This window comes from Novosphingobium sp. RL4 (assembly GCF_035658495.1).
Lineage (GTDB): Bacteria > Pseudomonadota > Alphaproteobacteria > Sphingomonadales > Sphingomonadaceae > Novosphingobium.
In genome coordinates this window covers 1,743,585-1,768,970 of record NZ_CP141944.1, presented here as the reverse complement: position 1 = coordinate 1,768,970, position 25,386 = coordinate 1,743,585, and the positions used below count along the sequence as shown (strand labels likewise).

Sequence of the window (25,386 nt, the reverse complement as noted above, 5' to 3'; positions counted from 1 at the left end):
GATCAAGGGCGAGGAACATCGTCGCTGACGGAAATTTCCGATCATCGACCGGGATGAAACTGATAAGGCTGCGACGCCGGCCCACCAAGGAAGCAACTGATTATTCCGCCTCCTGCCACGCTCGGTGGGGGGATATGGACAGGAGGCGGAATTGGCTACGGAAGGCCTAAAGCCCGCCGTTGCACATCTTGAAGGAGAGCCCTGCTCTCCTGAATGGCTGCGTGAACGCCTGGCCTGCTCGCCCTGCCAGACAGGACACCGGAGCCGCGCGGCTGCGGCGCATCATGGGATGGAAGTCAGCCATTTCAGTCTCACCCTTGAGCGTTCCGCTTGTCATGACCGGACACGATATCGCTCAGCAATATTGCACAAGCAAGACACAATACTCAATACATAATAGGCAACCCGCCCAACCTGGTTACTGATTCACTTAACCATAAACAGGATGAACGATTGCAGCAATTTTCGCAGACATTGAAACAGAAACGAAATTTTGGGAATAAGTTCTGACGATCCTCACCACACACAGCACGGATTTCAGCCCATCGCCCACTGTGCGGCAAGCACGATAACCCCTCCCGCCGCCGCATAAGCCAGGCAAACCGGTGCGGTGCGGGACAGAGCCTCGCCCTCACGCCCCACCAAGCCGACTGTCGCGGTGCCTGCCACGATATTATGCGGGGCCACGATGTTCCCGATCGCCGACCCCACGCTCTGCCCGGCAAGCGCCAGCCAGTGGGGCAGGGTAACCGCATCGGCGGCGGCGATCTGGAAGTTGGCGAAAATGATGTTCGAGGCCGTTGCCGAACCGGTCACGAACGAGCCCAGCGCCCCCACCAGCGGGACGGCCAGCGGCCAGGCCTGTCCGAACAGGCCTGTCGCGCCGACGGCCAGCGCGTCGATCATGCCGCCGTGGACCATGAACCGCGCGAGCGTCAGCACGGAAACCAGCGCGATCGCCACTTGCGGCAGTCGCCTTGCCGCCGCCGTCATGGACTGGGCAACGAGACGCGGGCTGGAGCGATTGACCATCGCGGTTATCGCAAATGCCAGGACCAGCATCGTACCGGGATGATAGAGCGGCATCAGCGTATCGCCGAACCCGTTGCCGTAGGCCCAGTCGAACCGATGAGCGCGCAGGCTGATGCGAAGCGGGTCGATCAGCCGGGTCGCAAGGATCAGCGTTACCAGTACGGCATAGGGCAATGCCGCGGACAGCAGCGCCCTGCCCGCAATTCGCTCGGTCCGTTGCACCGGCGGCGAGCCCCGTCGCAACCAGACGATGAACAGCCCTCCGCCCAGCAGGGCGCCGCCCAGTGTCGGCAATTCAGGCCCGGCCACGCCAGCAATGAGCGCCGCCGCCGGAAAGAAGCAGGCAGCCGCCATGACCGCCACCTGCCACGAAGCCGCACCGTCCAGCCGCGCCCGCACGCTGCCCTGCCTGACGACGATCAGCGCCAGCACCCAGCCAAGGCAGGCATGGATCAGCAGTATCGCAAGCGAGAGCCTGCGCTCATCGACGTATCCCGCTTCGACGAGCGGCACCATCGGCGCCCCCACCGCCCCGAACGATACGCCCACGACATGGCCCATCAGCGCGACCAGCAATGCGCGCGCAGGGGGAACGCCCAGCGAGACCAGCATCGGCGCAACGATCGCCACCGGCGTCCCGAACCCGGAAGCACCTTCGAGGAACATCGCGAAGAACCAGCCCACCAGCAAGGCGGTTGCCGCAGGGTCGGAAGAGACCGACTTCAGCCAATCCCCGATCACCTCGGTCGCGCCGGTCCGCATCTGATACTCGTGGATCGAAAGCGCGGGGAAGATGATCCAGAGGATCGTCGCCGCCGTGAACATCGCTTCTAGGCACGGCCCTGCCAAGTCAGCCGGTGTCTCTCCGAACTGGAACGCCGTCACCGCCACCACCGCGGCGATCACCGCCGAAACTGTCCCCGCCGCTGCCGCCGACCAGCGCAGCACGGTCATCAGCAGCACCAGCGACAGGATCGGGGCTATCGCCAGCCCGGTCACGGCATTTAGCCCCGTCGCTCTACCTGGACGGGATAGAGAGGCGCGCCCTCTTTCTCGAAGGCGGTGATGTTGGAAATCGTCGTGCCGGCGATCGCGGTCATCGCCTCTCGCGTGAAGAAGCCCTGGTGGCCGGTGATGAGGACGTTGGGAAAGGTCATGAGCCGCACGAAAACGTCATCACGGATGACCTGCTCGGACAAGTCCTCGAAGAACAGGTCTTCCTCCTCCTCGTAAACGTCGAGCCCGACATAGCCGACCTTGCCGCTCTTGAGCCCGGCGATCACCGCGCGCGCATCCATCACCGCGCCGCGGCTGGTGTTGATGAGCATGGCTCCGGACTTCAGCTTGGCGATTGCGTCCCGGTCTATCAGGTGGCGCGTCGCCGGCGTCAGCGGGCAGTGCAGGCTGATGATGTCGCATTGCGCCAGCAATTCGTCGATCGGAACGTATCGCCCGCCAAGCGCGCCGAGTTCCGGCGCCTCGAACGGATCGCTCGCCAGCACCTCGCAGCCGAAGCCCCTGAGAATGCGGGCGACGTTGATGCCGATCTTGCCGGTGCCGATCACGCCCGCGACCTTGCCCTTGAGGTCGAACCCCAGCAGCCCTTCGAGTGCGAAATTGCCTTCCCGCACGCGGGCGTAAGCCTTGTGGATCTTGCGATTGAGCGAGAGGATCAGCGCCACCGCATGTTCGGCGATCGCATCGGGCGAATAGGCGGGAACACGGCCGATCCGAAGGCCCAGTTCACGGGCGGCATCGAGATCGACATTGTTGAAGCCAGCGCTGCGAAGGGCAATTAGGCGCGTGCCGTTGGCGGCGATGATTTCCAGCTCCTTTCGCCCCAACTGGTCGTTCACGAAAGCGCAGATACAGTCATGGCCGGCAGCAAGATGGGCCGTATGCGAATTGAGGCGCATCTCTAGATAGAACAATTCATGCCTGGAACCGCTCAGCTCGTTCGCACCGTCAAGGAATTCACGATCGTATGGACGGGTGCTGAAGACCGCAACTTTCAAGGAAGCCCTCCTGTCGTCGGGATAATTTCAGAGTACCACGGGATGACGGCAAGCTGCGAAACCGGTCAGCCCTACCGGAGCACGGATAATCGCTTCACGGGACGGGATTGACTGCGTCGATCACCGTGAGCCTTTCGAGCGGGCCGTCGGCCACGCGTGAATTGGTCACGAGAATCGTGGTGCCGGGCTTCAACTGGGCCTTCACTTTCTCGTAGAACGGACGCGGCACCCGCAAGCGGTTGATGACCGCCTCGTCTACTATGGCCCCCTCATCCTCTCCGTGGCCTGGCAGGCCGACGTAGACCCACTCCGGCTTCCCGCTGCGCGTCGTCAGGGTGATGACGTGGGAACCGGGATCCTTGTCATTGACCTCGGCCACGCTGCGACCGATCTCGATCCCGTTGCGCAGCACGACGACACGCTGGTCGAGCTTGGAAACGATGATGGAAAGCGGCCCGGAACGGGCAAGCTCCGGCCGCCAGCGATATTGCTCGCCGCCGCTCAGCGGATGTCGTTCGACCACCTTTCCGGTAGCGTCGAACGGTGCCAGCAGGCTGTTGTCGCTGGTGCGGACATGCGCCTCGGCATTGCCTTCGACGACGACCGTCACGCCGAGCTTGGTAATCTCGAACAACTCGCGCGCGAAACCGTAGGGCAGGTGAACGCAGCCGTGGCTTTCGGGGTAGCCCGGCAACCCTCCCGCATGAAGCGCCACCCCGTCCCATGTCAGCCGCTGCTGATAGGGCATGGGAGCGTTATTGTAGGTGCTCGACCGGTGCTTGGCATCCTTCTGAAGGATGGTGAAGACTCCGGTCGGCGTCGCATAACCGGACTTGCCGCTGGACACCGTGGTCGCCGCAATCCGCACGCCGTTGCGATAGACGAGACCGATCTGCCGCGAGAGATCGACATAGATCAGCACCGGCCCACTTGGCGCAACGGACGGCGCCCAGACCCATTCCCCCGGCTTGAGATGCTCGACCCTGCGGGCAAACTCGGGCGGCGAAGTTGCCCGGGCTCCCTGCGCCACGGCGGGCACCGCCGTGAACGAAAACACCCCGAGAACCAGCGCCGATATCGCCGATCGCGCCGCCAACATGCCTGCCCGCATGAAAATCCCTGCAATATCTGCGAGAACCGAAAGCCGCGCCCGCCTGAGCCGAAGCGCAGCGCCTGTCGATCAGCGCACCCGGCCGTGTTGCACCAGGTTGACGATGGCCAGCAGGATAACCGCTCCGAGGAAGGCGACGATCAACCCGACGATGGAGAATTCCTGGACCGATCCGACGATGCCGAACCGATTGGCCACGAAATTGCCGATCACCGAACCGACGCAGCCCACGACGATGTTCCAGATAACACCCATCGAGGCATCGCGGTTCATCACGAGACTGGCCAGCCATCCAGCGATGCCGCCAACGATCAATGCGATAATCCAGCCCATAACGTTCTCCCGACCAATTGTCCGCATGGTGCGGAAACAAAATGCAATGTCGTATCAGCAAACCTGAAGTGGAATGACATTCACCGCCTGAAGCCGTTCGTCGGCAATGCTGCGCCTGCTGCCGTTAAAGGTCAACCGGCACATGCGCAATTCTACCTAATATCCCTGCCTAGGCTCGACTTATTCATCGCCCGGCGTGGAATAGAAAACTCACATGATGCGTGGCGATGCAAAGTATCCGGCCATTTCCGGACCACATGTCTTGCCTAGGGTCAGGACCCATTAATCACGCCTGCGAGGTTTGAATCAAAATGGCTCAGAGCGAGGAAGGAAGGCGTAGTAATATGTCTATATTTCAAGCCTTTCTGACGCTGCACTGGGCCATTTTGATCAAATCCCTCCGGGACACCGGAATGGCTTCCATCTCGAACCAAAGCGGCTTTGGACGGGCAACCAGCCCGCCCGGCAGCCGCTTTGGCCCGATATGTTCGCCATTCCGGTGCCTCGCAGGCGTGATTAATGGGTCCTGACCCTAGCCGCCGGGATGCCCGTCGGCGGCCAAAGCACCGGCTCCGCCAAAAAACCTAGGCCGCTTCCCCGCGAACTATCAGCGTATCGGGCCGGATCGTGGTCAGCAAGGATGAGGAGAGGCTGCCGATCACCGCTTTTCGGAACCCGGATTCGCCATGCGCGGCGAGCACCACGAGATCGGGGGTTTGTTCATTGATGGCGCGATCGATGCAGCCTTCGGGTTCACCGTAGCTGATCCAGCCTTCCAGTCGCGATGTCCCTAGCTCGGCAAACCGAGGGTCGGCGAGGAACGCATCCATCTGCGCTCTGGCCTCGACTTCTGTCTCATCCCGGACATGCGCGGAAACGCCCCAGCCCTCGAAAGCGACGTGGAAGGCATGAACAACGTCGATGCGCGCCTTGGGAAAAAGCCGCGCAGCCGCCAGGATTGCCGCTTTCGAGTTCTCGGAAAAGTCGGATGGCGCAAGAATTCGCGCATAGGGACGGCGAAGGCGCTGCTTCACCACCAGCACCGGCGCTCGGGCATGGTGCACGAGATAGTCCACTGCCGTGCCCAGGGCATAGTCCGTGACACGATTGAAGCGCGCTACTCCCACCACGATCAATGCGGCGCCCTGTTCCTCGGCGACGCGGGCAATCGTGGCGGGCGGAGAGCCCACGGGCAGGAAGATTTCCGCGCCTTCGCTCTGCTCCGGCAACGTGTCGCGAACCTCCTGGTCCAACGCCCGCGGGGGCAGCCGGGCATCCCCTTCCGCCTTGAGGACATGGACCACCTTGACCTGCAGCCCCAGATCGCGGCCCAGCGCGAAGGCACGGTCGATCGCCCGGTCGCTCCGCGCGCTGAGGTCGGTCGCGGCGATGATGGACCCTTGCAGCATGAGCGGCTCCCGCTGGAAAAATGGACCTTATGCGAGTGGCCTATCCCAAGTCTCCGCCAAGGTCACGCTTGCAAGTGCAGGGAAGGAATGCTTGCATCCATACGGCGAAATACCTGAAAAAGCCGGCGCATATCGTGCCAGACATTGCCGCATGGGAATCTCATGACCGATCCAGAGCGCGACAGTTCGCAAATCCCGCCGCCGGTCGGCCGCAAGCAGGCGCTGGTAACTTATGCGATGCTGGCCGTCATGGCCTTCGAACTGGCGACGCTGCTATGGACAGGACGCTGGCCCCATGCCGTGCTTGTGCTGGGCCTGATGGCGATCATCGGCCTGCCGGTGTTTCACCGCCGCGGCGTGATCGCTCTGGTGCCGGTCGAAATTCAGGTCTGCGCCGTGATCTTCATCTTCGCGACGCTGTTCCTTGGCGAGGTTCGCGATTTCTACATCCGCATCTGGTGGTGGGATCTGGTACTCCACACCAGTTCCGGCGTACTGCTGGGGCTGCTGGGCTTCCTCATGCTCTACCTGCTCAACGAGAGCGAAACCGTCGGCTTTGCGCTGAGGCCCGTGTTCCTTGCCTTCTTCGCCTTCTGCTTCAGCGTGGCGCTCGGCGCGCTTTGGGAGATTTTCGAGTTCGCGATGGACCAGATCTTCGGGATGAACATGCAGAAGCCGATGCTGAACGATCCATCCGGGCTGACCGACACGATGTGGGATCTCATCGTCGATACGATAGGCGCGCTCTTCGCCAGCCTTGCCGGGCTGCTCTATCTGCTGCGTGCCCGCAAGGAAGGCCGCAAGGACTGGCTCCAGCGTTTCGTCGAACGGTATCCCAGGGTGTTCGGGGCGGATAAGTCCTAGCACTACTTTGGCAGAACGTTGATTTTTAGGATTCCCTTGGCGTTGAATGCGTGATTCATGAGGAGCCAGCTTTTATGGAGGCTGGCGATGGACGAGGACTGGCAAGCAGATCTGGAGCGTTGGCTTGAGCCATATCTGGGAAGTCTGGCGAACAAGACGCGGCGGCGGATGTGCCCGGCCTATATTGCCGGCTTGATTGGGCCTGGCGATCGCAAGAGCATTCAGCCCATGGCAGCTCGAACTGATGCCATCCCTTATGACCGGCTGCATCATTTCATCGGTGCCGGCCTGTGGGACAGCGCCCCGCTGGAAGCGATCTTGTGGAGCCAGGCAGATCAATTGGTCGGCGGCAACAAGGCCTGGCTGATCATCGACGATACGGCCTTGCCCAAGAAGGGCAAAGCTTCGGTCGGTGTCGCCCCGCAATATGCAACGGTGCTCGGCAAGAATGCGAATTGTCAGACGATGGTTTCGGTAACGCTCGCATCAGGCGAAGTACCCATCATGCTGAGCCTGCGCCTGTTCCTGCCGGAAAGCTGGACCGACGATGCGGCGCGGATGACCAAAGCTGGCGTGCCTGAGCCTTTGCAGAGCTACCGCACAAAGCCCGAGATCGCAGTGGAGGAAATCGACCGCGCAATCGCTGCCGGCGTTCGCTTCGGCTGCGTCTTGGCCGATGCCGGCTATGGGCTCTCGGCGTCGTTCCGACAGGCACTCACCGCCCGGGATCTATGCTGGGCGGTCGGTATTCCCCGGCACCAGAAGGTCTATCCAGCCGATGTGCAATTGATTTTCCCGGTAGCGACACGGGGCCGGCCACGTGTCCGGCACGTGCCTGATGTCAAATCCCGAGCGGCCCATGCCATGCTCGAGGATGCGAAATGGCGACAGGTCAGTTGGAGGCGGGGAACGAAGGGGATGCTGAGCGCCCGCTTTGCCGCCATGCGCGTGCGCATCGCCGATGGCGCGCCCCAGCGGATTGGCTCTGCAGGAGCCCAGCATATGCCCGGCGAAGAGGTTTGGCTGGTGGGCGAGCATCGCTCGAACGGCGAGCGCAAATACTACCTCTCCAATCTGCCCGCAGGAACCTCGATCCGCGAGCTAGCAGGCGCGATCAAGGCCCGCTGGGTTTGCGAACAGGCTCATCAGCAACTCAAGGAAGAACTTGGCCTCGATCACTTCGAGGGAAGGTCATGGACGGGGCTGCATCGACACGCGCTCATGACAATGATGGCATACGCGTTTCTACAAACACAAAGGCTCGCTCAGGCGGGCCGGAAAAAAAAGAGTCTCCGGGCCGCCACCTCAGCCCAGTTTGCCAGCAGTTCGCCAAGCCATCCTTGACCGCTTGTCGCGCTCACCGCCAAGACATTGCCCTCATTGCGGAGGGGCGCTGTTTAAACCATCTAACCAAATTCTGCCAAAGTAGTGCTAGTCGGCGTGGACGAATTCGGCGTAGCCCACGAACATCCGCGGATCGGCTGAAGTTCCTATTCGTGACGAAGGGCGTCGATGGGATTAAGACTGGCCGCGCGCCGGGCCGGGAAATAGCCGAAGACTACACCGATCACCGCCGAAACCACAAAGGCCCCGAGGTTGACCGCCGGATCGAATATCCAGGGCAGATCCATCAGCGGCGTCGCCACGCCCACCACAAGTTGAGCAAGCAGCAGTCCGATCAGCCCGCCCAGACACGACAGCACGACCGCCTCCACCAGAAACTGCATCAGCACCTCGTTCGCCACCGCTCCGATGGCGAGGCGGATGCCGATCTCGCGGGTTCGTTCCGTCACCGAGACCAGCATGATGTTCATGATGCCGATCCCGCCCACCACCAGGCTGATCGCGGCTACCGCCGCCACGATCTGGGTGAGCATCGTCGTCGTCTGGGTCAGCGTATCGGAAATCTGCTTGGTGTCGAAGATGTTGAAATCGTCGTCCTTGCCTTCCGTGATGTGGCGGCGCTCGCGCAGGAGGGTGGTGAGGGTCGTCTGGACCTGCTCGGTGGAATAGTTGCCGTCCACCCCGACGAGGATCGTGCGGATCGAAGTCGTGCCGAGGAAGCGGCGCTGCACCGTCTTGATCGGCATGATGACGATATCGTCCTGGTCGCCGCCGAAACCCGCCTGTCCCTTGGTCGTCAGCAGCCCGATGACATCGCAGGATACATCGCCGATGCGGAAACGCTTGCCGATAGGATCGGCGCCGCGAAACAGGTTGGTGCTTACCGTGGTGCCGATGATACAGACCGACTTGCCGGCGCTTTCCTCATCCCCGGTGAACAGGCGGCCCGATTGCAGCGGCCAGGGCTGGATCCGGAAGTAGTCGGAAGTGGTGCCGTTGATCGTCGTCGACCAGTTGGCACCCTCGTAGATGGCAGTGCCGCTCGACGAAGCCTGCGGGGCCACGGCCGTGACGCCGCCCACCTGCTGGCGGATGGCGACGATGTCGGATGGGTCGAAATCGCGCGGCGAAGGTCCGCCCCCCCCGCGCCCGAAACCCTGACCGGGGCGGACCTGAAGGATATTGGTGCCGAGAGCGGCGATCTGCTGGGTTACCGCCGCCGTGGTCGCCTTGCCCAGCGTCACCATCGAGACAACGGCCGCCACGCCGATGACGATCCCCAGCATGGTCAGCAGGGATCGCAGAACGTGGCGCCGGATCGAGCGCAGCGCGAGAAGGAAGGTCGTGCCCAGCATCAGCCGATATCCCCGGAATGCGCTGAAGCCGGAGCCGGAGCCGCAGCCGCAGCACCGTTGCCCTGGTCGATCCGGTCTATCAGACCATCCTTGAAGTGGACGATCCGCCGCGCATACTCGGCCATGTCCGGCTCATGGGTGACCATCAGCACGGTAATCCCGGAATCGCGGTTGAGCACGGAAAGAAACTCCATGATCTCGACCGAGCGCTGGCTGTCGAGATTGCCGGTCGGCTCATCGGCCAGCAGGACTTCCGGATTGGTGACGATGGCGCGGGCAATGGCGACGCGCTGCTGCTGCCCGCCGGAAAGTTCGCCCGGCGTATGGCCCGCCCAATCGGCAAGCCCCACCTTGTCCAGCGCGGCCATGGCCTCCTTGCGCCGGTCTTGCTTGCTGTCGCCGCGGTAGAGCAGCGGAAGTTCCACATTCTCCAATGCGGAAGTGCGCGCCAGCAGGTTGAAGCCCTGGAACACGAAGCCGAGGTACTTGCGGCGCAGGAGCGCGCGCTGGTCCCGGTCGAGGTTTTCGACGTGGTGGCCATGAAACAGGAATTGGCCGGCGGTAGAAACGTCGAGGCAGCCCAGGATGTTCATCATCGTCGACTTGCCCGAACCGGACGGCCCCATGACCGCCACGAAATCACCCGACATGATATCGAGATCGACGCCCTTGAGTGCGCGGAAAGCCGTCTCCCCGGTGCCGAACACCTTGGTGATCCCGCGCAGCGAAATGATGGGCGAGGTGCCGGCCATGCGCCCCGCCTCAGCTTCCGGCTGTGGCAAGCTGGCCGGTCACGACCTGCATGCCGGGCCTCAGATCGCCGGACACCACCTCGGTCTGCTGGCCGTTGGTGCTGCCGGTAACGATCTGGATCGCCTGCGGCGTTCCGTCGGCGCCGAGCACGTAGATGGTCTGGCGCGTGCCCCGGTCAAGCGTCGCGCTCTTGGCCGCGCGCTGGCCGCGACGCGGCGGGCGGAAGCTGATCGCCGCGGTCACGCCGCCGCCCTTCTTCTTGGCCGCGGCCTGCGGGGTGAAGGAGAGCGCGGCATTGGGGATCAGCAGGACGTCGTTCTTGTCCGAAGTGACGATATCGGCCGTGGCGGTCATGCCGGGGCGCAGCTTGAAATCGGCATTGGCGACGGAAAGGTCCGCCGCATAGGACACGACCTGCCCGCTGGTGCTGGTCGTGCTTGTCGACGAACTGGATGAACTCGCCGAGGAGGCGGTAAGGTTGGACGCGATCTCGACACGGGTGATCTTCGCGGGGAAAGACTTTCCGGGGAAGGCATCCACCGTGAAAGTGGCGCTCTGGCCTTCCTCCACGGTGCCGACATCGGCTTCGTCTATCGCGACTTCCAGCTTCATTTCGCTGAGATCCTCGGCGATCACGAAGAGCGTGGGGGTGTTGAAAGAGGAAGCGACGGTCTGGCCGGGATCGACCTGCCGGGCCAGCACCACGCCCGAAACCGGAGACACGATCATCGCCCGGGCGCGCTGTGTCTGGTTCTGCGCCAATGACGCTTCGGCAGCGAGCACATTGGCCTGCGAGGTCTTGAGCGCGGCGGCAGCACGCTGCATGTCGGCGCGGCCCGCCTGAAGTTCGGTCTTCGAGGGAACCTTGCCGCCGGACAGTCGCGAGACTTCCTCGAGGCGGGCAAGCTGGGCCTGCGATTCCGCCAGCGTCGCCCGCGCCTGGTCCACCTGGGCGCGGTTTGCCGCGAGTTGCGCCTGGCTTTGGCGGATCTGATCCTCGATCTGCTCGGGGTCGATCTCGGCAAGCACCTGCCCGGCCTTGACCCTGTCGTTCACGTCCACCAGCACCTTGGTGACGAGGCCGGAAAGCTGCGAACCCACCGTCACCTGATTGGTCGGGGCCAGTTTTCCGGTGGCCGAGACACTGGTGACGAGGCGCCCTTTCTCCGCCTTGGTGGTGGCGTAAGCCTGAGGCTCAGTGCCACCGAAGCACCGCACAAGCAGCACTGAAAGCGACACAAGCACCACCAGGCCGGTCCAGAACACCCATTTGCGCTGCCAGACCGGTTTCTTGTCCGCTCCGAGGAATTCGTCGAGTTTTTCGTCGGCCATCTCAGTTCGTTCCCCGAGGCTCGGTTGCCAGCACGGTGTAGTCGGAGGAAGGGTCCCAGCCGCCGCCGAGCGCATCGTAAAGCGCGATCAGCGCGGTCGCCCGGTCGGACCGGGCCTGCACCAGTCCGTTCCGCGCGGAGATCAGCGCGCTTTCCTGCGTATTGAGCGTTGTGAAGTCGGTCAGGCCGCTGCGGTACTGTGCCCGCGCCAGCAGCGCCGAGTTGTTCGAAGCGTCCAGCGCGATGGCGAACTGCCGCTCGCGCTCCTCGGCCGATTGCAGCGCGACGACCGCATTTTCCACGTCCTCAAGGGCGGTGAGCACCGAGAAGCGGTATGCCGCGAAGGCGCCGTCCACCGCGGCGCGGCTGGAGCGGACCTGCGCGTTCAGGCGCCCGCCGTTGAAGATTGCCTGGCTGATCCCGCCGAACAGCCCGCCGGTGATCGTGTCGAACAGGCTGTTGAAATTGGTGGCATTGGTATCGAGGCTGCCGCTGATGTTGAGCTGGGGCAGCAGCGCGGCCTTGGCCACGCCGATCTGCGCCGTCGCCGCCGCGAGCTGGCGTTCGGAGGATCGCACGTCGGGCCGCTGGCGCAGCACATTGGCGGGAATGCCCGAACCGACCTGCACCGGCCCTCGCGGGATCGGCCGCACTGGCGCGAGCAACGGCTTGAGCGCGCCCGGCGCCTGTCCGGTCAGTACCGAGATGCGCGAGACGGCGGCGTTGTACTGCTGTTCGACCTGCGGGATGCCCGCGGCTGTCTGCGCCCTGCTGGCGCGCGCCTGCTCCTGGTCCACCGAGGAGACCAGCCCCGCCATGACCCGCCACCCGGCGATCTGGAGATTGTCGTCCTGGATCGCGAGGCTCGCCTTCGCGTTTTCGAGCTGCGCCTGATAGGCCCGGGCCAGCACATAATTGCGCGCGACTTCGCTCTGCACCGTGAGCAAGGTGGTGGCATAGTCGAAGCCCGAACCTTCGAACTGGGCCCTGCTGGCCTCCACCGCGCGGCGATTGCCGCCGAACAGATCGAGCTGGTAGCTGGCGTCGAGCCCGAGCGAGAAGCTGGTCCGCCCTCCTCCGCCCGTGGTCGTCACCGTGCCGTCCGGCAGGGTCAGGGTCGTACCGCCGCCCTTGAGCGTTTCGGTGCGGTTGACGCTGCCTGATCCGCTGGCCGAAGGCAGCAGCGCTGCCCCGCTGATGACGAGCGATTCCCGCGCCTGCCGCAGCCGCGCTATCGCCTGTTCGAGATCGAGATTGGTCGCGGCGGCCTGTTCGACCAGCTGCGTCAGCACCGGATCGTCGAAATTGCGCCACCAGCGGGTGAGGTCTTCGGCCTGTGGCGGCGCACTGACCGACCATTGATCGGGAACGCCCAGCTCACCGGCACTGCGCGCCGCATAATCGGGACCGACCGCACAGGAGGCCAGCAAGCCTGCCGCGAGCGGGACGAACAAAAGGCGATCTAATCCGGCTCGCAAGATCATCGGATTCCAGGGTGATCCCTCGACTTGGGTCGTAAACCTTTGGCGAAGATGATCCGGGTTGAGGGGAAAGGTCAAGAAGAAGCGTCGGCGATTACAACGCCTTGGCGAGGAGGGATGTTCCCGGCTCTGCCCGCGGATCAAAAGGAAATGGCCGGAAAGCTCCCGCTTTCCGGCCATTCTCATCGTTCGGCGCGCCCCGATCGGGGCACATGACCGGTCAGGCGGCGGCTTCCAGCGTCGCCATGTCGATCACGAAGCGGTAATGCACGTCGGACTTCTCCATGCGTTCGTAGGCATGGTTGATCTCTTCCATGCGGATCATCTCGACTTCGGGAAGGATGTTCTTTTCGGCGCAGAAATCGAGCATTTCCTGAGTTTCGGCGATGCCGCCGATCAACGATCCGGCCACGCGGCGGCGTCCGAAGATCAGCGGCGTGGTGATCGGCTCTTCCACCGGGCCGATCTGCCCGACCAGAACCAGGCTGCCGTCCACGTCGAGCAGCGGCAGGTAGGGATTGAGATCGTGCTTCACCGGCACGGTGTCGATGATGAAGTCGAAGCTGCTGGCGGCTGCCTTCATCGCATCGGCATCGCTGGAAATCAGCACGCGGCAGGCGCCCAGTTCGAGCGCGTCGGCTTCCTTGCCGGGCGAGCGGCTGAACACGGTGACGTCAGCGCCCATTGCCGCCGCCAGCTTCACCGCCATGTGGCCCAGACCGCCCAGGCCGATCACGCCCACGCGGCTGCCCTCTCCCACGTTCCATTCGCGCAGCGGCGAATAAGTGGTGATGCCCGCGCAGAGCAGCGGCGCAACCTTGGCCACATCCAGGTTCTGCGGAACCTTCAGCACGAAATCCTCGCGCACGACGATATCGCGCGAATAGCCGCCCTGCGTGATTTCGCCGGTGATCCTGTCCTTGCCGTTATACGTGCCGACCCAGCCGTTGCGGCAGTAGTTCTCCAGATCGCGCTCGCACTGGTCGCAATGCTTGCAGCTGTCGACGAGGCAGCCGATCGCCACGACCTCGCCCACCGCATGGCGCCCCGCCTCGGGGCCCACCGCAGTGACGCGGCCGACGATCTCGTGCCCCGGCACGATCGGATACACGGTGCCGCCCCAGTCGTTGCGGGCGGTGTGAAGGTCCGAGTGGCAGACCCCGCAATAGAGGATCTCGATGGCGACATCGTTTCCGCGCAGTTCGCGGCGGTCGAATTCGAACGGCGCGAGCGGCGTTTCGGCGGACTGGGCTGCGTAGCCGATGGTCTTCATGGGAGTTCCTCGTTCTCGGGATGGCACGGTGGGACAGACATGCTGCAATGCAACACCCGGCGCGGAATATATGTTCGCAAGGTGCTAACAATTAGGGGAGGCCACGGCATGACTGTCATGATATGGCCTCATGAATGCAACGCGAACATCTCGCCGATCTCACCGCCTTCATCGCCGTCGCCGACGAAGGCAGCTTCACGCGCGCCGCCGCGAAGCTGGGTTCGTCCCAGTCCGCGCTCAGCCACACGATCCGCCGCCTTGAAACGCGGCTGGGGGTGCGGCTGCTTTCGCGAACGACCCGCGCCGTCTCGCCCACCGAGGCCGGCGCTCGGCTGCTCGCCACCCTGCGCCCGGCGATGGACGAGATCGCCATGGGCCTGGCCACCGTCAGCGAACTTCGCGACAAGCCAGCCGGCACCGTGCGGCTGACGGCATCGGAACATGCCGCGAATTCGGTGATCTGGCCCGCGCTGCGCCGGTTCCTGCCCAACTATCCCGACATTAACGTCGAAGTGAACATCGATTCCGGCTTCGTCGATATCGTGGCCGAACGGTTCGACGCCGGTGTCCGGCTTGGCGAATCCATCGCCCGCGACATGATCGCGGTACGCATCGGCCCTCATGCGCGCCTCGTGCCCGTGGCAGCGCCGGAATATATCGAGCGCCACGGCCTTCCCGAAACCCCGCATGACCTTGCGGCCCACCAGTGCATCAACTTGCGGTTCCGCACGCGGGGCAGCATCTATGCGTGGGAATTCGAGAAGGACGGGCGCGAACTCAACGTCCGCGTCGATGGCCAGCTCACTTTCGACAGCATGGCGATGATCCTGCAGGCAGCGCTCGACGGCGCCGGGATCGCCATGATGATGGACACTTACGCAAGGCCGCACATCGAATCCGGCGCTCTGGTCCCCCTGCTTGACGACTGGTGCCAGCCGTTCTCCGGCTACCACCTCTATTATCCCAGCCGCCGGCAACCTTCCGCCGCATTCCGCCTGCTGGTGGACGCCCTGCGCTATCGCGGGGATTAGGCGGCGCGGATCAAGCAGCTTTCGTAAAAGAAACGGCCGGAGGGGACCGGCCGGGTCCGGTGCCCCGCGAATGTCCGTCTGGCGAACGCTTGCCAAATTGCAGCCTTGCGTTACGCAGGAGAGACCAGACCGGGAGAGCTGGAGACCATGACAATGAAAAGACGCACCCTGATCGCCTGCGCCGCCCTGGCTGCTTCCGCATTGACCCCGCATGTCGCCGCTGCCGCAGCGCCTGCCGGCCCGGCGCAGTTGGACTGTGCCTTGCGGGATGCCCCGTTCACCGCGGATTCGCCGCTCATCGACCTGCTGCTGAGCCCCGATGCGAAAGCCATCGTCTCGCGCGAGATGGGGCCCGCGCTGGACCGCGCGCCGCCGCGCTTCCTGGGCACCGAAGCCCCCACTTTCGCCGCCATCCTGACCCTGCGCAAGGCCGCCGGATTCTTCGGAATGCCCGCCGAAGCCGTGGACCGGGCCGATGGCGAACTGCGCAAACTCAAGGTCACCGAGGCCGACCGCGTGGCTCGCTGCGCCCGCTATGACGACACCCCGCTCGACCTGCCCGTGCAAAAGGGCAAGGACAGGAACGGTGCTCCGAGCCTGCTCGTGTTCGAGAAGATCAACGGCTTCAAGGACACCCCCGGCTTCGACGCTGCCCATGCCCTGATCATGGACCTTGCCCGCGAGAATGGTTGGAACGTGGTCGCCACGGACAAGGGCGGCGCGATCCGGCCAGAAACCCTGCGCCGCTTCGATGCGGTGATCTGGAACAATATCAGCGGCGACGTGCTCACCCTCACCCAGCGCAAGGCGCTCCAGGGCTATGTCGAGGGCGGCGGCGGCTTCTTTGCGGTTCATGGCTCGGCCGGCGATCCCGTCTACTTCTGGGACTGGTATGCCGATACGCTGATCGGCGCCCGCTTTGCCGGGCATCCGATGGCACCGCAGTTCCAGGACGCCCGGATCAGGATCGAAACCCCGTCCTCGCCGCTCGCCGCCGGGCTCCCCGCCGAATGGACGATGAACGACGAATGGTACTCGTTCAGCACCAACCCGCGAAAGGCCGGAGCAAGCGTACTGGCCACGCTGGACGAGACGACCTATTCGCCGAAGGGCATCGGTGGCCAGGACCTCCACATGGGCGACCATCCGCTTGTCTGGAGCAATTGCATCGGCAAGGGCCGGATGTTCTATTCCGCCATCGGCCACCGCCCGGAGACTTATTCCACGCCGGAGTATCGCACTATGGTGAAGAACGCCCTCACCTGGGTTTCTCAGCGAAAGGCGTGCGAGCGCGGGCAATGATCGCCCGCGCCGGGATCATCGCCGGAGTTGCAACACCCCCTTGTTAGCGCTAACTCGGTTTCCGCCCAAGCCCGCCGCAAACCGGGAAGGTAGAGCCATGGGAGTGGACCGGAAGCGATGATTATCGAAGCGCAAGGCTATCGCCTCGAACTGGCCCCCGAGCGCGGCGGATCGGTGTTGCGGCTGGACTGGCACGGCGAGCCGCTGATGCGTCCCGTCTGCGGGAACACGATCTTCGACGTCGCCAGTTTTCCGCTGGTCCCCTTCTCCAACCGCATCGCGCGGGGGCGCTTCAACACCGGCGCGCGCAGGGGCACGATCGCGCCGAATTTCCCCGGTTCCGATCACCCCCACCCGCTCCACGGCTTCGGCTGGCTGGCCGCGTGGCAGGTGGCGAAACAGGGAGAGGACCACGCGGTGCTCGAACATGTCTATCCCGGCGGGGAGTGGCCCTGGCCATACCGCGCGCGCCAGACCTTCCAGCTCGGCGCCGGGGGGGTGGTTACGAGCATCTCGGTTACGAACCTCGGCGATGCAACGATGCCGGCCGGTCTCGGTTTCCACCCCTATTTCCCGCGCGATGCCGCCACCGTCTATCGCGGGTTTCACCGGGGTGAGTGGTACAACACGCCCGACTGCCTTCCCAGTTCGCTGGACGAACAGGACGAGGCGATCGACTGGTGGCAGGGCGAACCCGTGGATGCCCGCGCGGTCGACACCGCCTATACCGGACGCGAAGGCGCGCTGGAGATCGACTGGCCCACGCGCGGCCTGGGCCTGACTATCCTGCCCTCGGACGAACTGTCGACCACGGTGGTCTTCTCCCCGAAAGGCGAGGACTATTTCTGCGTCGAGCCCGTCACTCACGCCACCGACGCGATCAACCGCGCACCGGAAACGATGGCCTGGCTGGAACCCGGCGAAACCGCCAGCGTGAGCATGACGATCTCGGCCCGCCAACTCGCTTAGGCGCATCCGTAAGTCGGAAACCTGCGTTCTGAACGCTGGCCGACCCGGACACGCACCATAGCCGACGCCAGGCCGAGCCGGATTAACGACTGCCCTGCGCCCAACCTGGGCCTGGGGCCATCGGCTCGCGGCGGAACACCCCGGCAGAGCATCAATGCTGGCCCATGATGAAGCGCGAAAAGGGCTGCCGCAGGTAAACCGGCGGCAGCCCTTTCCGGTCGGATCAATCGCCGTGCGTCAGTCGCGCGCGGCCTGTTCCTTGAACTTGTCGATCATCTTCGAGAAGTCGGCCGACATGGCTTCCTGCCGGGGCGGGAATTCCTGGAAGGTCATCACGTGCTTGGTCATGAAGTCGACGATCGGCAGCAGCACCCAGCCCTTGTGTTCGGCCAGCTTGCGGTTGACGTCTCCCCACTGGCGTTCGAAGGGATCCATCAGGATGTTGGTGATCATCGGGCGACCCAGGTGGACCAGCGGATTGTCCCACTTGCCTTCCATCTTCGCGGCGATCGTCACCTTCCATGGGCCATAACGCACGCCGGTCAACTCGGTCTCGTCGTAATAGAAATAGTACTTGCGCGTGGAGGGGCCGGTGCCGGTGAACAGCGCGGTCTGATCGTAGCCGTCGAGATGGACCTTGTAGGTCTTGCCGTCGTGCTCGACCCCCTTCTTCAGCTTCTCGCCGATGTCGGGCATGCCGACCAGCGACGCGAAGGTCATGAAGAAGTCCTCCATGGCGACGATGTCCGAGCTGACCTGGCCTGCCGGAATTTTGCCGGGATAGCGCACCACGCAAGGCACGCGCACGCCGCCCTCCCAGGTCGTGCCCTTGTCGCCGCGGAACGGTGAGGTGCCGCCTTCGGGCCACATGTACTGATAGGCGCCGTTGTCGGTGGTGTAGACGACGATGGTGTCCTCGGTGATGCCCAGTTCTTCGAGCTTGGCCAGCAGCTGGCCAACATGGCCGTCATGCTCGGCAAGGCCATCGCCGTAGATGTCGGCCTCCGACGCCCGCGATACGCCGCGCCGCTCGTCAAGCATATGGGTGAACACGTGCATGCGACTGGCGCAGTGCCAGACGAAGAACGGCTTGTCGGCCTTGACCTGCCGCTCCATGAAATCGGAGGTCTTGGCGACGATCTCGTCGTCGATGGTCTTCATCCGCTCGGTATCGAGCGGGCCTTCGTCCTTCGTTTCGCCGCCGGCGGTACCCGAGACCAGACCGCGCACCTGCCAGCGATCCTGGAATTCCTTGCTCTGGGGACGGTCAGGGTCTTCGGGATCCTCGTTCGCATTCAGGTGATAGAGGTTGCCGAAGTATTCGTCGAAGCCGTGGCGGTGGGGCAGGTGCTCTTCGCGGTCGCCAAGGTGGTTCTTGCCGAACTGGGCGGTGGCATAACCCGCCATCTTGAGGATCTGGGCGATCGTGGGATCCTTGTCCGACAGGCCCTGCGGCGCACCGGCGGCACCCACCGTGGTCAGGCCGGTGCGCGCGGGCATCTGCCCGGTGATGAACGCCGCGCGCCCCGCCGTGCAGGACGGCTGCGCGTAGAACGAGGTAAGCTTGATCCCTTCCTTGCCGATGCGGTCGATGTTGGGCGTTTCGACACCCATCGTATCCCCGCCAAAGGAACTGATGTTCCAGTAGCCGATGTCATCGCCAAAGATGACGAGGATGTTCGGTTGCGACTTGGGCATGACGTTCTCCAGCTTGGCTCTGCCATAGGGCCATCCGCAGGCAACCTAGAAAGGCAAGTCACACGCGCACATCGGGATTAACCCTTGCATTAATCGGGGAAAGCACGGGTGCTCTCCAGCAGCGCACCATCAAGCGCGGAATTACTTGAACTGGCCGACAGCCGATACGGCGTAAACGTCAGCTATCGCCGCGCCCCGGCCCGGGACCGGACGTTCGCCAATCGGCCCGGTGGGCGTATGAGATGGGTAAGTGGACAGACTGCACCGGGGAACGGGAATTCGACCGCTGAACGACCGATAAGGGTCGCGAGCCGCTGCAGAACCTATCCTTGTCAATTTCTGGTAGCATTAGTCTCGGGAAGGCGCTTCTGGCGTAAAGCACGATCCCGGCTTTTGCGCCGCGGCAGCCAAGGCATCGATCACGATGCGCAGGCGCGGCTGCTCATAGCGGGAGCTGGGCCAGACGAGGTGGATCGGCATTTGTGCGCCGGCAAATTCCTCCAGCACCGGCACAAGAGCGCCTGAAGCAAGCTCCTTGCCGATCAACCAAGTAGGGAGCTGGGACAGGCCTTCTCCCGCCAGAACGGCCGCGACGATCGCTTCGCCGTCGCTGAATTCATGGCGTACCTTCACTTCCTGAGCGATCTCGCCACCGGCCTCATCCTTCAGCAACCACACCGGTCGGGGAACGCGCCTCCAACCGATGATGCAATCACGCTGTGTCAATTCCTCCGGAGTTGTCGGGGCGCCATGGCGCGCAAGGTAGTCCGGGGAGGCACAGATCAGGAGCCGCTGGGTGCCGAGCCGCCGCGCGGTCAGGTCCGCGTCGTTACCGAGCGCGCCGATGCGCACGGCGAGGTCGATGCCCTCATCGATGACGTTGGCCGTGCGCTCGGTGAACATCACCGAGAGGTCGAGGTGGCGGTACCGGGCCGTGAGATCCAGCAGGATCGGCATCACGTGTTTGCGCCCGAACGCCGCAGGCAGGTTGAGATGAAGCGTCCCTACCGGCGTGTCCCGCCCCGACGCCATCGCCAGTTCGGTCCCTTCCAGGTCATCGATGATCCTCTGGCACGCATCGAGGTAGAGCTGGCCTTCGGCGGTCAGGGTCAAAAGCCGCGTTGTCCGGTGCAGCAATTTGGTCCCGAGGCGCGCCTCCAGGCGCGTGATACTCTTGCCGACCGCGGAACCCGTGACACCCAGCTCCCGGGCGGCGGCCGCGAAGCTCCCCTGGCGCACGGTCGTGACGAATTCCATCAGTCCGGAAAATCGGTCCTGTGTGTCCATTCGGGAATTGTGGGATCGGCTGGCTGGAATGGCAAGGGGATTATCAGCCCTCAGTTCCACTCTAATTAGGAGCAACGCATCGCTCCAATTCCAAACCCGTACTGTCCAGGATTCCCATGACCAAGCTTTTCGAGCCCTTCGACCTCTCCGGTCTCCAACTGCGAAACCGCGTCGTCATGGCGCCGATGACCCGGGCGCGGGCGCTCGACACCGTGCCCGACGACCTGACCGTGAAGTACTACAGCCAGCGCGCTGGCGCAGGCCTCATCATCAGCGAAGGGGCCCCGGTCTCGCTGGAAGGCTGCGGCTACTTGTTCAATCCGGGCCTCTATACGCACGAGCAGGCCGCAGGCTGGCGGCGTGTGACCGACGCGGTTCACGCGAAAGGTGGCCGCATGTTTGCCCAGCTCTGGCATGTGGGGCGTGTCTCGCACACCTCGATCCTGGGCGAGGAACAGTCGCCGGTTTCGTGTTCATCAAGCGTGGGCGAGAACGTCTGGGCTTTCGGGCGCGACGAGAACGGCACCGCCAAGACGCTCGCTGCCAGCCCTCCGCGCGCGCTTGAGACCGAGGAAGTCGCCCGAATTACCCACGACTTCGTGCGGGCGGCGCGCACGGCCATCGATGCCGGTTTCGACGGCGTCGAGCTTCACGGCGCCAATGGCTACCTCTTCGAGCAGTTCGTCAACGGCGCGCTCAACAAGCGCGAGGACCGCTATGGTGGCTCGATCGCGAACCGCCTGCGCTTCATGCTCGAAACGCTCGACGCGATCAGCGCGGAGATCGGCAGTAACCGGGTCGGCGTGCGGGTCTCGCCGTTCGGCCGCCTGTTCGGCATGAAGCCCTACGAAGACGAGGCCGAAACCTGGGTCACGCTGGCGAGCGAGTTCGAGAAGCGCAGCCTTGCCTATGTGCATCTCAGCGATCAGCTGACGATTGGCGCCGAGAAGATGCCCGAAAACTTCGCACGCGATTTCCGTAACACCTATACCGGCATCCTGATTGCCGCAGGCGGCTTCGAGAAGGACACCGCCGAGGCGGCCCTGCAGTCGGGCGAGCTCGACCTCATCGCCTTCGGCCGCCCGTTCATTGCCAACCCCGACCTGGTCGAGCGCATGCGCGCCGGCCATCCGACCAACGCTGCCGACCGCGCCACCTGGTACGGTGACCTCGGCGCGCGCGGCTACACCGATTACCCCACCTGGGAGGAAGAGGAAGCCGGCAAAAATGGCTGAACCAAGCACCAGGTCGTAAACTCATAAACGGCACCATCGAGGCGCCCAAATGGCGAACAGCTCGGGCCGAAGGTGCCGCCGGGCGGGCTGGTTGCCCGTCCAAGGCAGCTTCGGTTCGAGATGGAAGCCATTTGGACGTCCCTTCGGGATTTGACCAAAATGGCCCATCGCTGCGTCGGGAAGGCTTGAAATATCGACATATTCCATCGCCCTCCCTCCTGGCGCTGAGCCATTTTGCCTCAAACCTCGATGGTGCCGTTTATGAGTTTACGACCTAACCGGGAGCAGGCCGGCGACACCGCGTCGCTGCGCCTCAGCCTGCCGTCCTCGCTTTGCGTCGCCGTTCGCGACGACGTTCGCGAACCTCTCCCCACGATCCAGCCTCTCGGGCCAGCCTGATCCTTACGACAAGGTGTACGAAAACATGCAAGACAAGATCCAAGCCTTGCTCGACAAAGACGAGATTCGCAACCTGCGTATCCGCTATTCGCATCTTCTCGACGGAAACCGGATCGACGCTCTCGACCAGGTGTTTGCCGCCAATGCGGTGGTCGAAGTGACGGTGGGGCGGATGGAAGGGCTCGAGGCGATCAAGGCCGGGCTCAAGGATGCCTATGCTCTGTTCGATCGCGACCGGCGGGACCACTATCCCTTCATGCACCCCATCGCCAACCACCTGATTGAGCAGACCGGCCCGGACAGTGCGACCGGCTCCTGTTATCTCATCGACTTCGAGACAGCCTCCAAGTCCGATCCCAATCCCCTGCTTCTGCTGGGCCTCTATGCGGACGAGTATCGGCGCATCGACGGCGCTTGGCGCATCACCCACAGCCGGCTGGATGTCGTCTGGCCAACTTCCGAAGCTCCGCCACAGAGCAAAGGCCAGGCGTGAACAGCGCCCCCGATACCGGTTTCCACCTCGCCCCTCCTCCCCCTCACGAGGAGGCGGAGACCGGCACAGTTATAGCAGCAGTCTCATGGTTCGGACACATTCAGTGAGAACTCTGATCGCCACCACGCTCTGTTTTCGGCGCTGTTTATGGCCCTGTTTCCGGCGCGCGCCAGCGACGGAGTCGAGATAACCGAAACGGCGCGGGGCAGTCTTGAAAGCCACCCTAACTGCTCCTGTAGATCATCCCAAGAAATCCCATGGCTCTCGCCATTGATTTCCCATCGCAAGGTGGCTTGCTGCTGTTCAGTTGCCGCCGAAATGCCGACCAGCCCGTGACACAGGCCGTTCCGAACATCGAGAGGCTTTTGCAGTTGGCCGCGCAACGTCGTGGCGAGAAGCGGCCCCAGTGAGGCCTCTCATTCCACCAGCAAGCCCTCCTCAACGCCCCGCCGGGACCTGCGCTGAACTGAGGCATCTCAAGGAAGCATCCGACAGGTCTATTGTGCGAGGCGGCGTGGATCTCTCAGGCCTCGCGGCGCGCCGACGCGCCCGGTCCGAAATGTGCCGTCAGTTCATAGGCACCGGCGACGAACTGCTGGCGCACATAGGTGATCGGCTCGAGGCCGCGCCAGGTCTTGCGCTCCACGCAAAGGCAGGGCGCTCCCGGTTCGACGGCCAGCAACCGCGCTTCGGCCGCACTGGCCCCGGTTGCGGTGATCCGGGCATCGGCCTCGGTCCAGGGGACGTGCTCCAGCAGCCATGTGCCGGGCGAGGAGCCGGTGAAATCGGCATCTAGTATCTCGGAAACGGCGGCGACATTCACGAAGCGGTGCTCCAGCGCGAACGGCGCGCCATCGGCGAAGTGTATGCCTTCCAGTTCGAGCAGCGGCACCGAACTGTCCACCTTCCACTCCAGCCGCGCCTGTGTCGCGCGCATTTCGCGGCGCAGCGAGAGGTCGAAGCGATAAGCCTGTCCGCGCTCCGCCACCTGGGCGCCGAGATCCGGGATATCCATCGCCATCGAATGCACGCGTGGCCGGGCGACGAAAGTGCCGGCTTTCTTGCGGCGGTCCACCAGCCCCGCCGTCGCCAGTGCGGACAGCGCCTTGTTCACCGTCATCCGTGCGCAGCGATAGAGTTCCATCAGTTCCTGCTCGGTCGGCAGGCGCGCGCCGGGCGCGAGCGCGCCGGACAGGATGCGCGTTTCGAAATCCAGACGGATGCGTTCGTGGAGCGGTGTGTTCACCCGATCAGCCTGTTCAACGTCTCTGTATAGCGCCGGACGACCCCGTCCCGTGCATGATGTCGGCCACCGCTTACCACCTGTGCGCCGAAGCGCCAGACGCAATCCACCGCGCTCCGCCCCGCGGCGAAAACCAGCCCGTCGAGCAGGCGATCAGCCCCGCGCGCCGCCAGTGACGGATGGCCGAGGTCGAGCGAGAGCGCGTCGAAGGCCAAGCCGATGGAAAGCCCGCCCTTTGCGCCGAGCGCCTGCCCGCCGCCGTCCAGCGCACGCCGCCAGACCGCCTCGCCCGTGGAAGGCGTGGCAGCATCCGCCAGCAGATTGCGGCCGCGCCGGGTGAGCCGCTGGCCATATTCCAGCAGGCGCAATTCCTCGGCCGCATCGATCAGCACGTTCGAGTCGCTGCCGATGCCATAGACGCCGCCTTCGGCAAGGAACTCCTCGGCGGGGAACAGACCGTCGCCCAGGTTGGCCTCGGTTATCGGGCAAAGCCCCGCCACGGCGCCGCTGCGAGCCACGGCGCGGGCCTCGCCCTGCGTCATGTGCGTGGCGTGAACGAGGCACCAGCGCCTGTCCACGGCCGCATGATCGAGCAGCCATTCGACCGGACGCCGACCGCTCCAGGCAAGGCAGTCCTCCACTTCGCGGACCTGCTCGGCGATGTGGATGTGGATCGGCCCCGCGCCGGCACCAGCCCCGGCCCCGGCCATACTTTCGAGCGCCGCGAGCTGCTCCGGCGAAACCGCCCGCAAGCTGTGCGGGGCGAGACCGAGCACTGCCTCGTCCAGTCCGGCAAGGGCGCCGCCCGCACCTTCGAGCAAGCGGGCGAAACCGTCGAGGTCGTGGAGGAAGCGCCGCTGCCCCTCGCTCGGCGGCAGCGCGCCGAAGCCGGAATGGGCGTAGAACACCGGCAGCAGGGTGAGGCCGATGCCCGTTTCCGCCGCCGCGCGGGCAATGGCGACGCTCATTTCCGCCGGGTCGGCATAGGCCCGCCCATCCGGCGCGTGATGGAGATAATGAAACTCGCCGACGCGGGCAAAGCCGCTTTCCAGCATCTCCAGATAGGCCATCGCCGCCACCGCATGGAGATCGTCCGGCGTCATCCGGTCGAGGAAGCGATACATGACCTCGCGCCAGGTCCAGAAGCTGTCGTCACTATGGCCGCGCCGCTCCGCAAGACCGGCCATGCCGCGCTGGAAGGCGTGGCTATGGAGGTTGCCCAGTGCAGGGATGACGCAGCCATGGCGCTCGTCGCCCGCGCGCACCGCCGTATCGCGCTCGATGCCGGAAATCCGCCCTTGCCGGAGTATGATCCGCACGTCTGCGGCCCAGCCGTCCTCCAGCAGGGCGAGGTCGGCAATGATCGCACGGGGAGAAAGGTCGGACATCGCTTTCGTAGCTCCTTCGCTATTTTGTCTATACATTAAA

24 protein-coding genes are annotated in these 25,386 nt (G+C 64.1%); 9 read left to right on the top strand and 15 right to left on the bottom strand.

All coding sequences use genetic code 11. The features are described from left to right. Positions 1-537 precede the first annotated feature (537 nt). The 5 genes from U9J33_RS08595 to U9J33_RS08575 form a co-directional block, all read right to left on the bottom strand. Entirely contained in the window at positions 538-2,031 is a 1,494-nt protein-coding gene (locus U9J33_RS08595; protein WP_324698975.1) for an L-lactate permease, read from the bottom strand. Between the two features lie 5 nt (positions 2,032-2,036). Continuing rightward, the gene (locus U9J33_RS08590; RefSeq protein WP_324698974.1) at positions 2,037-3,047 is read right to left on the bottom strand and encodes a 2-hydroxyacid dehydrogenase; all 1,011 of its coding nucleotides are present in this window, start codon (positions 3,045-3,047) and stop codon (positions 2,037-2,039) included. 94 nt (positions 3,048-3,141) lie between these two features. After that, positions 3,142-4,146, bottom strand: a complete 1,005-nt coding sequence (locus tag U9J33_RS08585) for a L,D-transpeptidase family protein (RefSeq protein WP_324698973.1) — start codon at positions 4,144-4,146, stop codon at positions 3,142-3,144. An 81-nt stretch (positions 4,147-4,227) separates the two neighbouring features. Continuing rightward, a complete protein-coding gene (locus tag U9J33_RS08580; RefSeq protein WP_324698972.1) occupies positions 4,228-4,491 on the bottom strand; it encodes a GlsB/YeaQ/YmgE family stress response membrane protein in 264 nt (87 codons plus the stop codon). A gap of 584 nt (positions 4,492-5,075) precedes the next feature. Beyond that, the gene (locus U9J33_RS08575; RefSeq protein ID WP_324698971.1) at positions 5,076-5,900 is read right to left on the bottom strand and encodes a universal stress protein; all 825 of its coding nucleotides are present in this window, start codon (positions 5,898-5,900) and stop codon (positions 5,076-5,078) included. A 162-nt stretch (positions 5,901-6,062) separates the two neighbouring features. Between U9J33_RS08575 and U9J33_RS08570 the strand changes: the two genes are divergently transcribed. Then, the gene (locus U9J33_RS08570) at positions 6,063-6,764 is read left to right on the top strand and encodes a hypothetical protein (RefSeq protein WP_054435865.1); all 702 of its coding nucleotides are present in this window, start codon (positions 6,063-6,065) and stop codon (positions 6,762-6,764) included. Positions 6,765-6,851: 87 nt separating this feature from the next. After that, complete coding sequence (locus tag U9J33_RS08565; protein ID WP_185997635.1) at positions 6,852-8,108, top strand: IS701 family transposase; 1,257 nt, start codon at positions 6,852-6,854, stop codon at positions 8,106-8,108. A gap of 146 nt (positions 8,109-8,254) precedes the next feature. Here U9J33_RS08565 and U9J33_RS08560 read toward each other — a convergent pair whose 3' ends face one another. The 5 genes from U9J33_RS08560 to U9J33_RS08540 all read right to left on the bottom strand — a co-directional run bounded on the left by U9J33_RS08560 (position 8,255) and on the right by U9J33_RS08540 (position 14,301). After that, positions 8,255-9,463, bottom strand: a complete 1,209-nt coding sequence (locus U9J33_RS08560; protein WP_324698970.1) for an ABC transporter permease — start codon at positions 9,461-9,463, stop codon at positions 8,255-8,257. Beyond that, a complete protein-coding gene (locus U9J33_RS08555; RefSeq protein ID WP_324698969.1) occupies positions 9,463-10,215 on the bottom strand; it encodes an ABC transporter ATP-binding protein in 753 nt (250 codons plus the stop codon). Before U9J33_RS08555 ends, U9J33_RS08560 begins: the two co-directional genes overlap by 1 nt. A gap of 10 nt (positions 10,216-10,225) precedes the next feature. Then, positions 10,226-11,548 (bottom strand): efflux RND transporter periplasmic adaptor subunit, encoded by a 1,323-nt coding sequence (locus tag U9J33_RS08550; protein ID WP_054441360.1) that lies wholly within the window; start codon positions 11,546-11,548, stop codon positions 10,226-10,228. 1 nt (position 11,549) lies between these two features. After that, positions 11,550-13,031: an efflux transporter outer membrane subunit gene (locus U9J33_RS08545; RefSeq protein WP_324698968.1), complete on the bottom strand. Its 1,482-nt coding sequence runs from the start codon at positions 13,029-13,031 to the stop codon at positions 11,550-11,552. A 217-nt stretch (positions 13,032-13,248) separates the two neighbouring features. Then, on the bottom strand, positions 13,249-14,301 hold the full coding sequence (locus U9J33_RS08540; protein WP_324698967.1) for an NAD(P)-dependent alcohol dehydrogenase: 1,053 nt from the start codon (positions 14,299-14,301) through the stop codon (positions 13,249-13,251). Between the two features lie 134 nt (positions 14,302-14,435). Here U9J33_RS08540 and U9J33_RS08535 point away from each other — a divergent pair, with 134 nt between their 5' ends. The 3 genes from U9J33_RS08535 to U9J33_RS08525 all read left to right on the top strand — a co-directional run bounded on the left by U9J33_RS08535 (position 14,436) and on the right by U9J33_RS08525 (position 17,603). Continuing rightward, positions 14,436-15,332 carry a LysR family transcriptional regulator gene (locus U9J33_RS08535; protein WP_324698966.1) on the top strand — a complete coding sequence of 299 codons (897 nt, stop codon included), beginning with the start codon at positions 14,436-14,438 and terminating at the stop codon, positions 15,330-15,332. 153 nt (positions 15,333-15,485) lie between these two features. Then, positions 15,486-16,634, top strand: a complete 1,149-nt coding sequence (locus tag U9J33_RS08530; protein WP_324698965.1) for a ThuA domain-containing protein — start codon at positions 15,486-15,488, stop codon at positions 16,632-16,634. A gap of 117 nt (positions 16,635-16,751) precedes the next feature. Continuing rightward, the gene (locus U9J33_RS08525) at positions 16,752-17,603 is read left to right on the top strand and encodes an aldose 1-epimerase (protein ID WP_324698964.1); all 852 of its coding nucleotides are present in this window, start codon (positions 16,752-16,754) and stop codon (positions 17,601-17,603) included. A gap of 237 nt (positions 17,604-17,840) precedes the next feature. On the opposite strand, the gene U9J33_RS08520 is transcribed toward U9J33_RS08525, so the two are convergent. Next, positions 17,841-19,301, bottom strand: a complete 1,461-nt coding sequence (locus U9J33_RS08520) for an arylsulfatase (RefSeq protein WP_324698963.1) — start codon at positions 19,299-19,301, stop codon at positions 17,841-17,843. 348 nt (positions 19,302-19,649) lie between these two features. Further along, entirely contained in the window at positions 19,650-20,588 is a 939-nt protein-coding gene (locus U9J33_RS08515; protein WP_324698962.1) for a LysR family transcriptional regulator, read from the bottom strand. A gap of 116 nt (positions 20,589-20,704) precedes the next feature. On the opposite strand from U9J33_RS08515, the gene U9J33_RS08510 reads away from it, so the two are divergent. Next, a complete protein-coding gene (locus U9J33_RS08510; protein WP_324698961.1) occupies positions 20,705-21,823 on the top strand; it encodes an alkene reductase in 1,119 nt (372 codons plus the stop codon). A gap of 21 nt (positions 21,824-21,844) precedes the next feature. On the opposite strand, the gene U9J33_RS08505 is transcribed toward U9J33_RS08510, so the two are convergent. Continuing rightward, positions 21,845-22,030: a hypothetical protein gene (locus U9J33_RS08505; protein WP_132469474.1), complete on the bottom strand. Its 186-nt coding sequence runs from the start codon at positions 22,028-22,030 to the stop codon at positions 21,845-21,847. 54 nt (positions 22,031-22,084) lie between these two features. On the opposite strand from U9J33_RS08505, the gene U9J33_RS08500 reads away from it, so the two are divergent. The 3 genes from U9J33_RS08500 (at position 22,085) to U9J33_RS08490 (ending at position 23,125) form a co-directional block, all read left to right on the top strand. Further along, on the top strand, positions 22,085-22,222 hold the full coding sequence (locus U9J33_RS08500; RefSeq protein WP_324698960.1) for a hypothetical protein: 138 nt from the start codon (positions 22,085-22,087) through the stop codon (positions 22,220-22,222). A gap of 25 nt (positions 22,223-22,247) precedes the next feature. Beyond that, entirely contained in the window at positions 22,248-22,715 is a 468-nt protein-coding gene (locus U9J33_RS08495) for a nuclear transport factor 2 family protein (protein WP_324698959.1), read from the top strand. Positions 22,716-22,972: 257 nt separating this feature from the next. Further along, entirely contained in the window at positions 22,973-23,125 is a 153-nt protein-coding gene (locus tag U9J33_RS08490) for a hypothetical protein (protein ID WP_185997648.1), read from the top strand. Positions 23,126-23,238: 113 nt separating this feature from the next. Here U9J33_RS08490 and U9J33_RS08485 read toward each other — a convergent pair whose 3' ends face one another. Both U9J33_RS08485 and U9J33_RS08480 read right to left on the bottom strand, forming a co-directional pair. Continuing rightward, a complete protein-coding gene (locus U9J33_RS08485) occupies positions 23,239-23,961 on the bottom strand; it encodes a UTRA domain-containing protein (protein WP_185997649.1) in 723 nt (240 codons plus the stop codon). Next, positions 23,958-25,346, bottom strand: coding sequence for a formimidoylglutamate deiminase (locus tag U9J33_RS08480; RefSeq protein ID WP_324698958.1), 1,389 nt, complete (start codon positions 25,344-25,346; stop codon positions 23,958-23,960). The genes U9J33_RS08485 and U9J33_RS08480 overlap by 4 nt, the downstream gene beginning before the upstream one ends. Between the last annotated feature and the right edge of the window lie 40 nt (positions 25,347-25,386).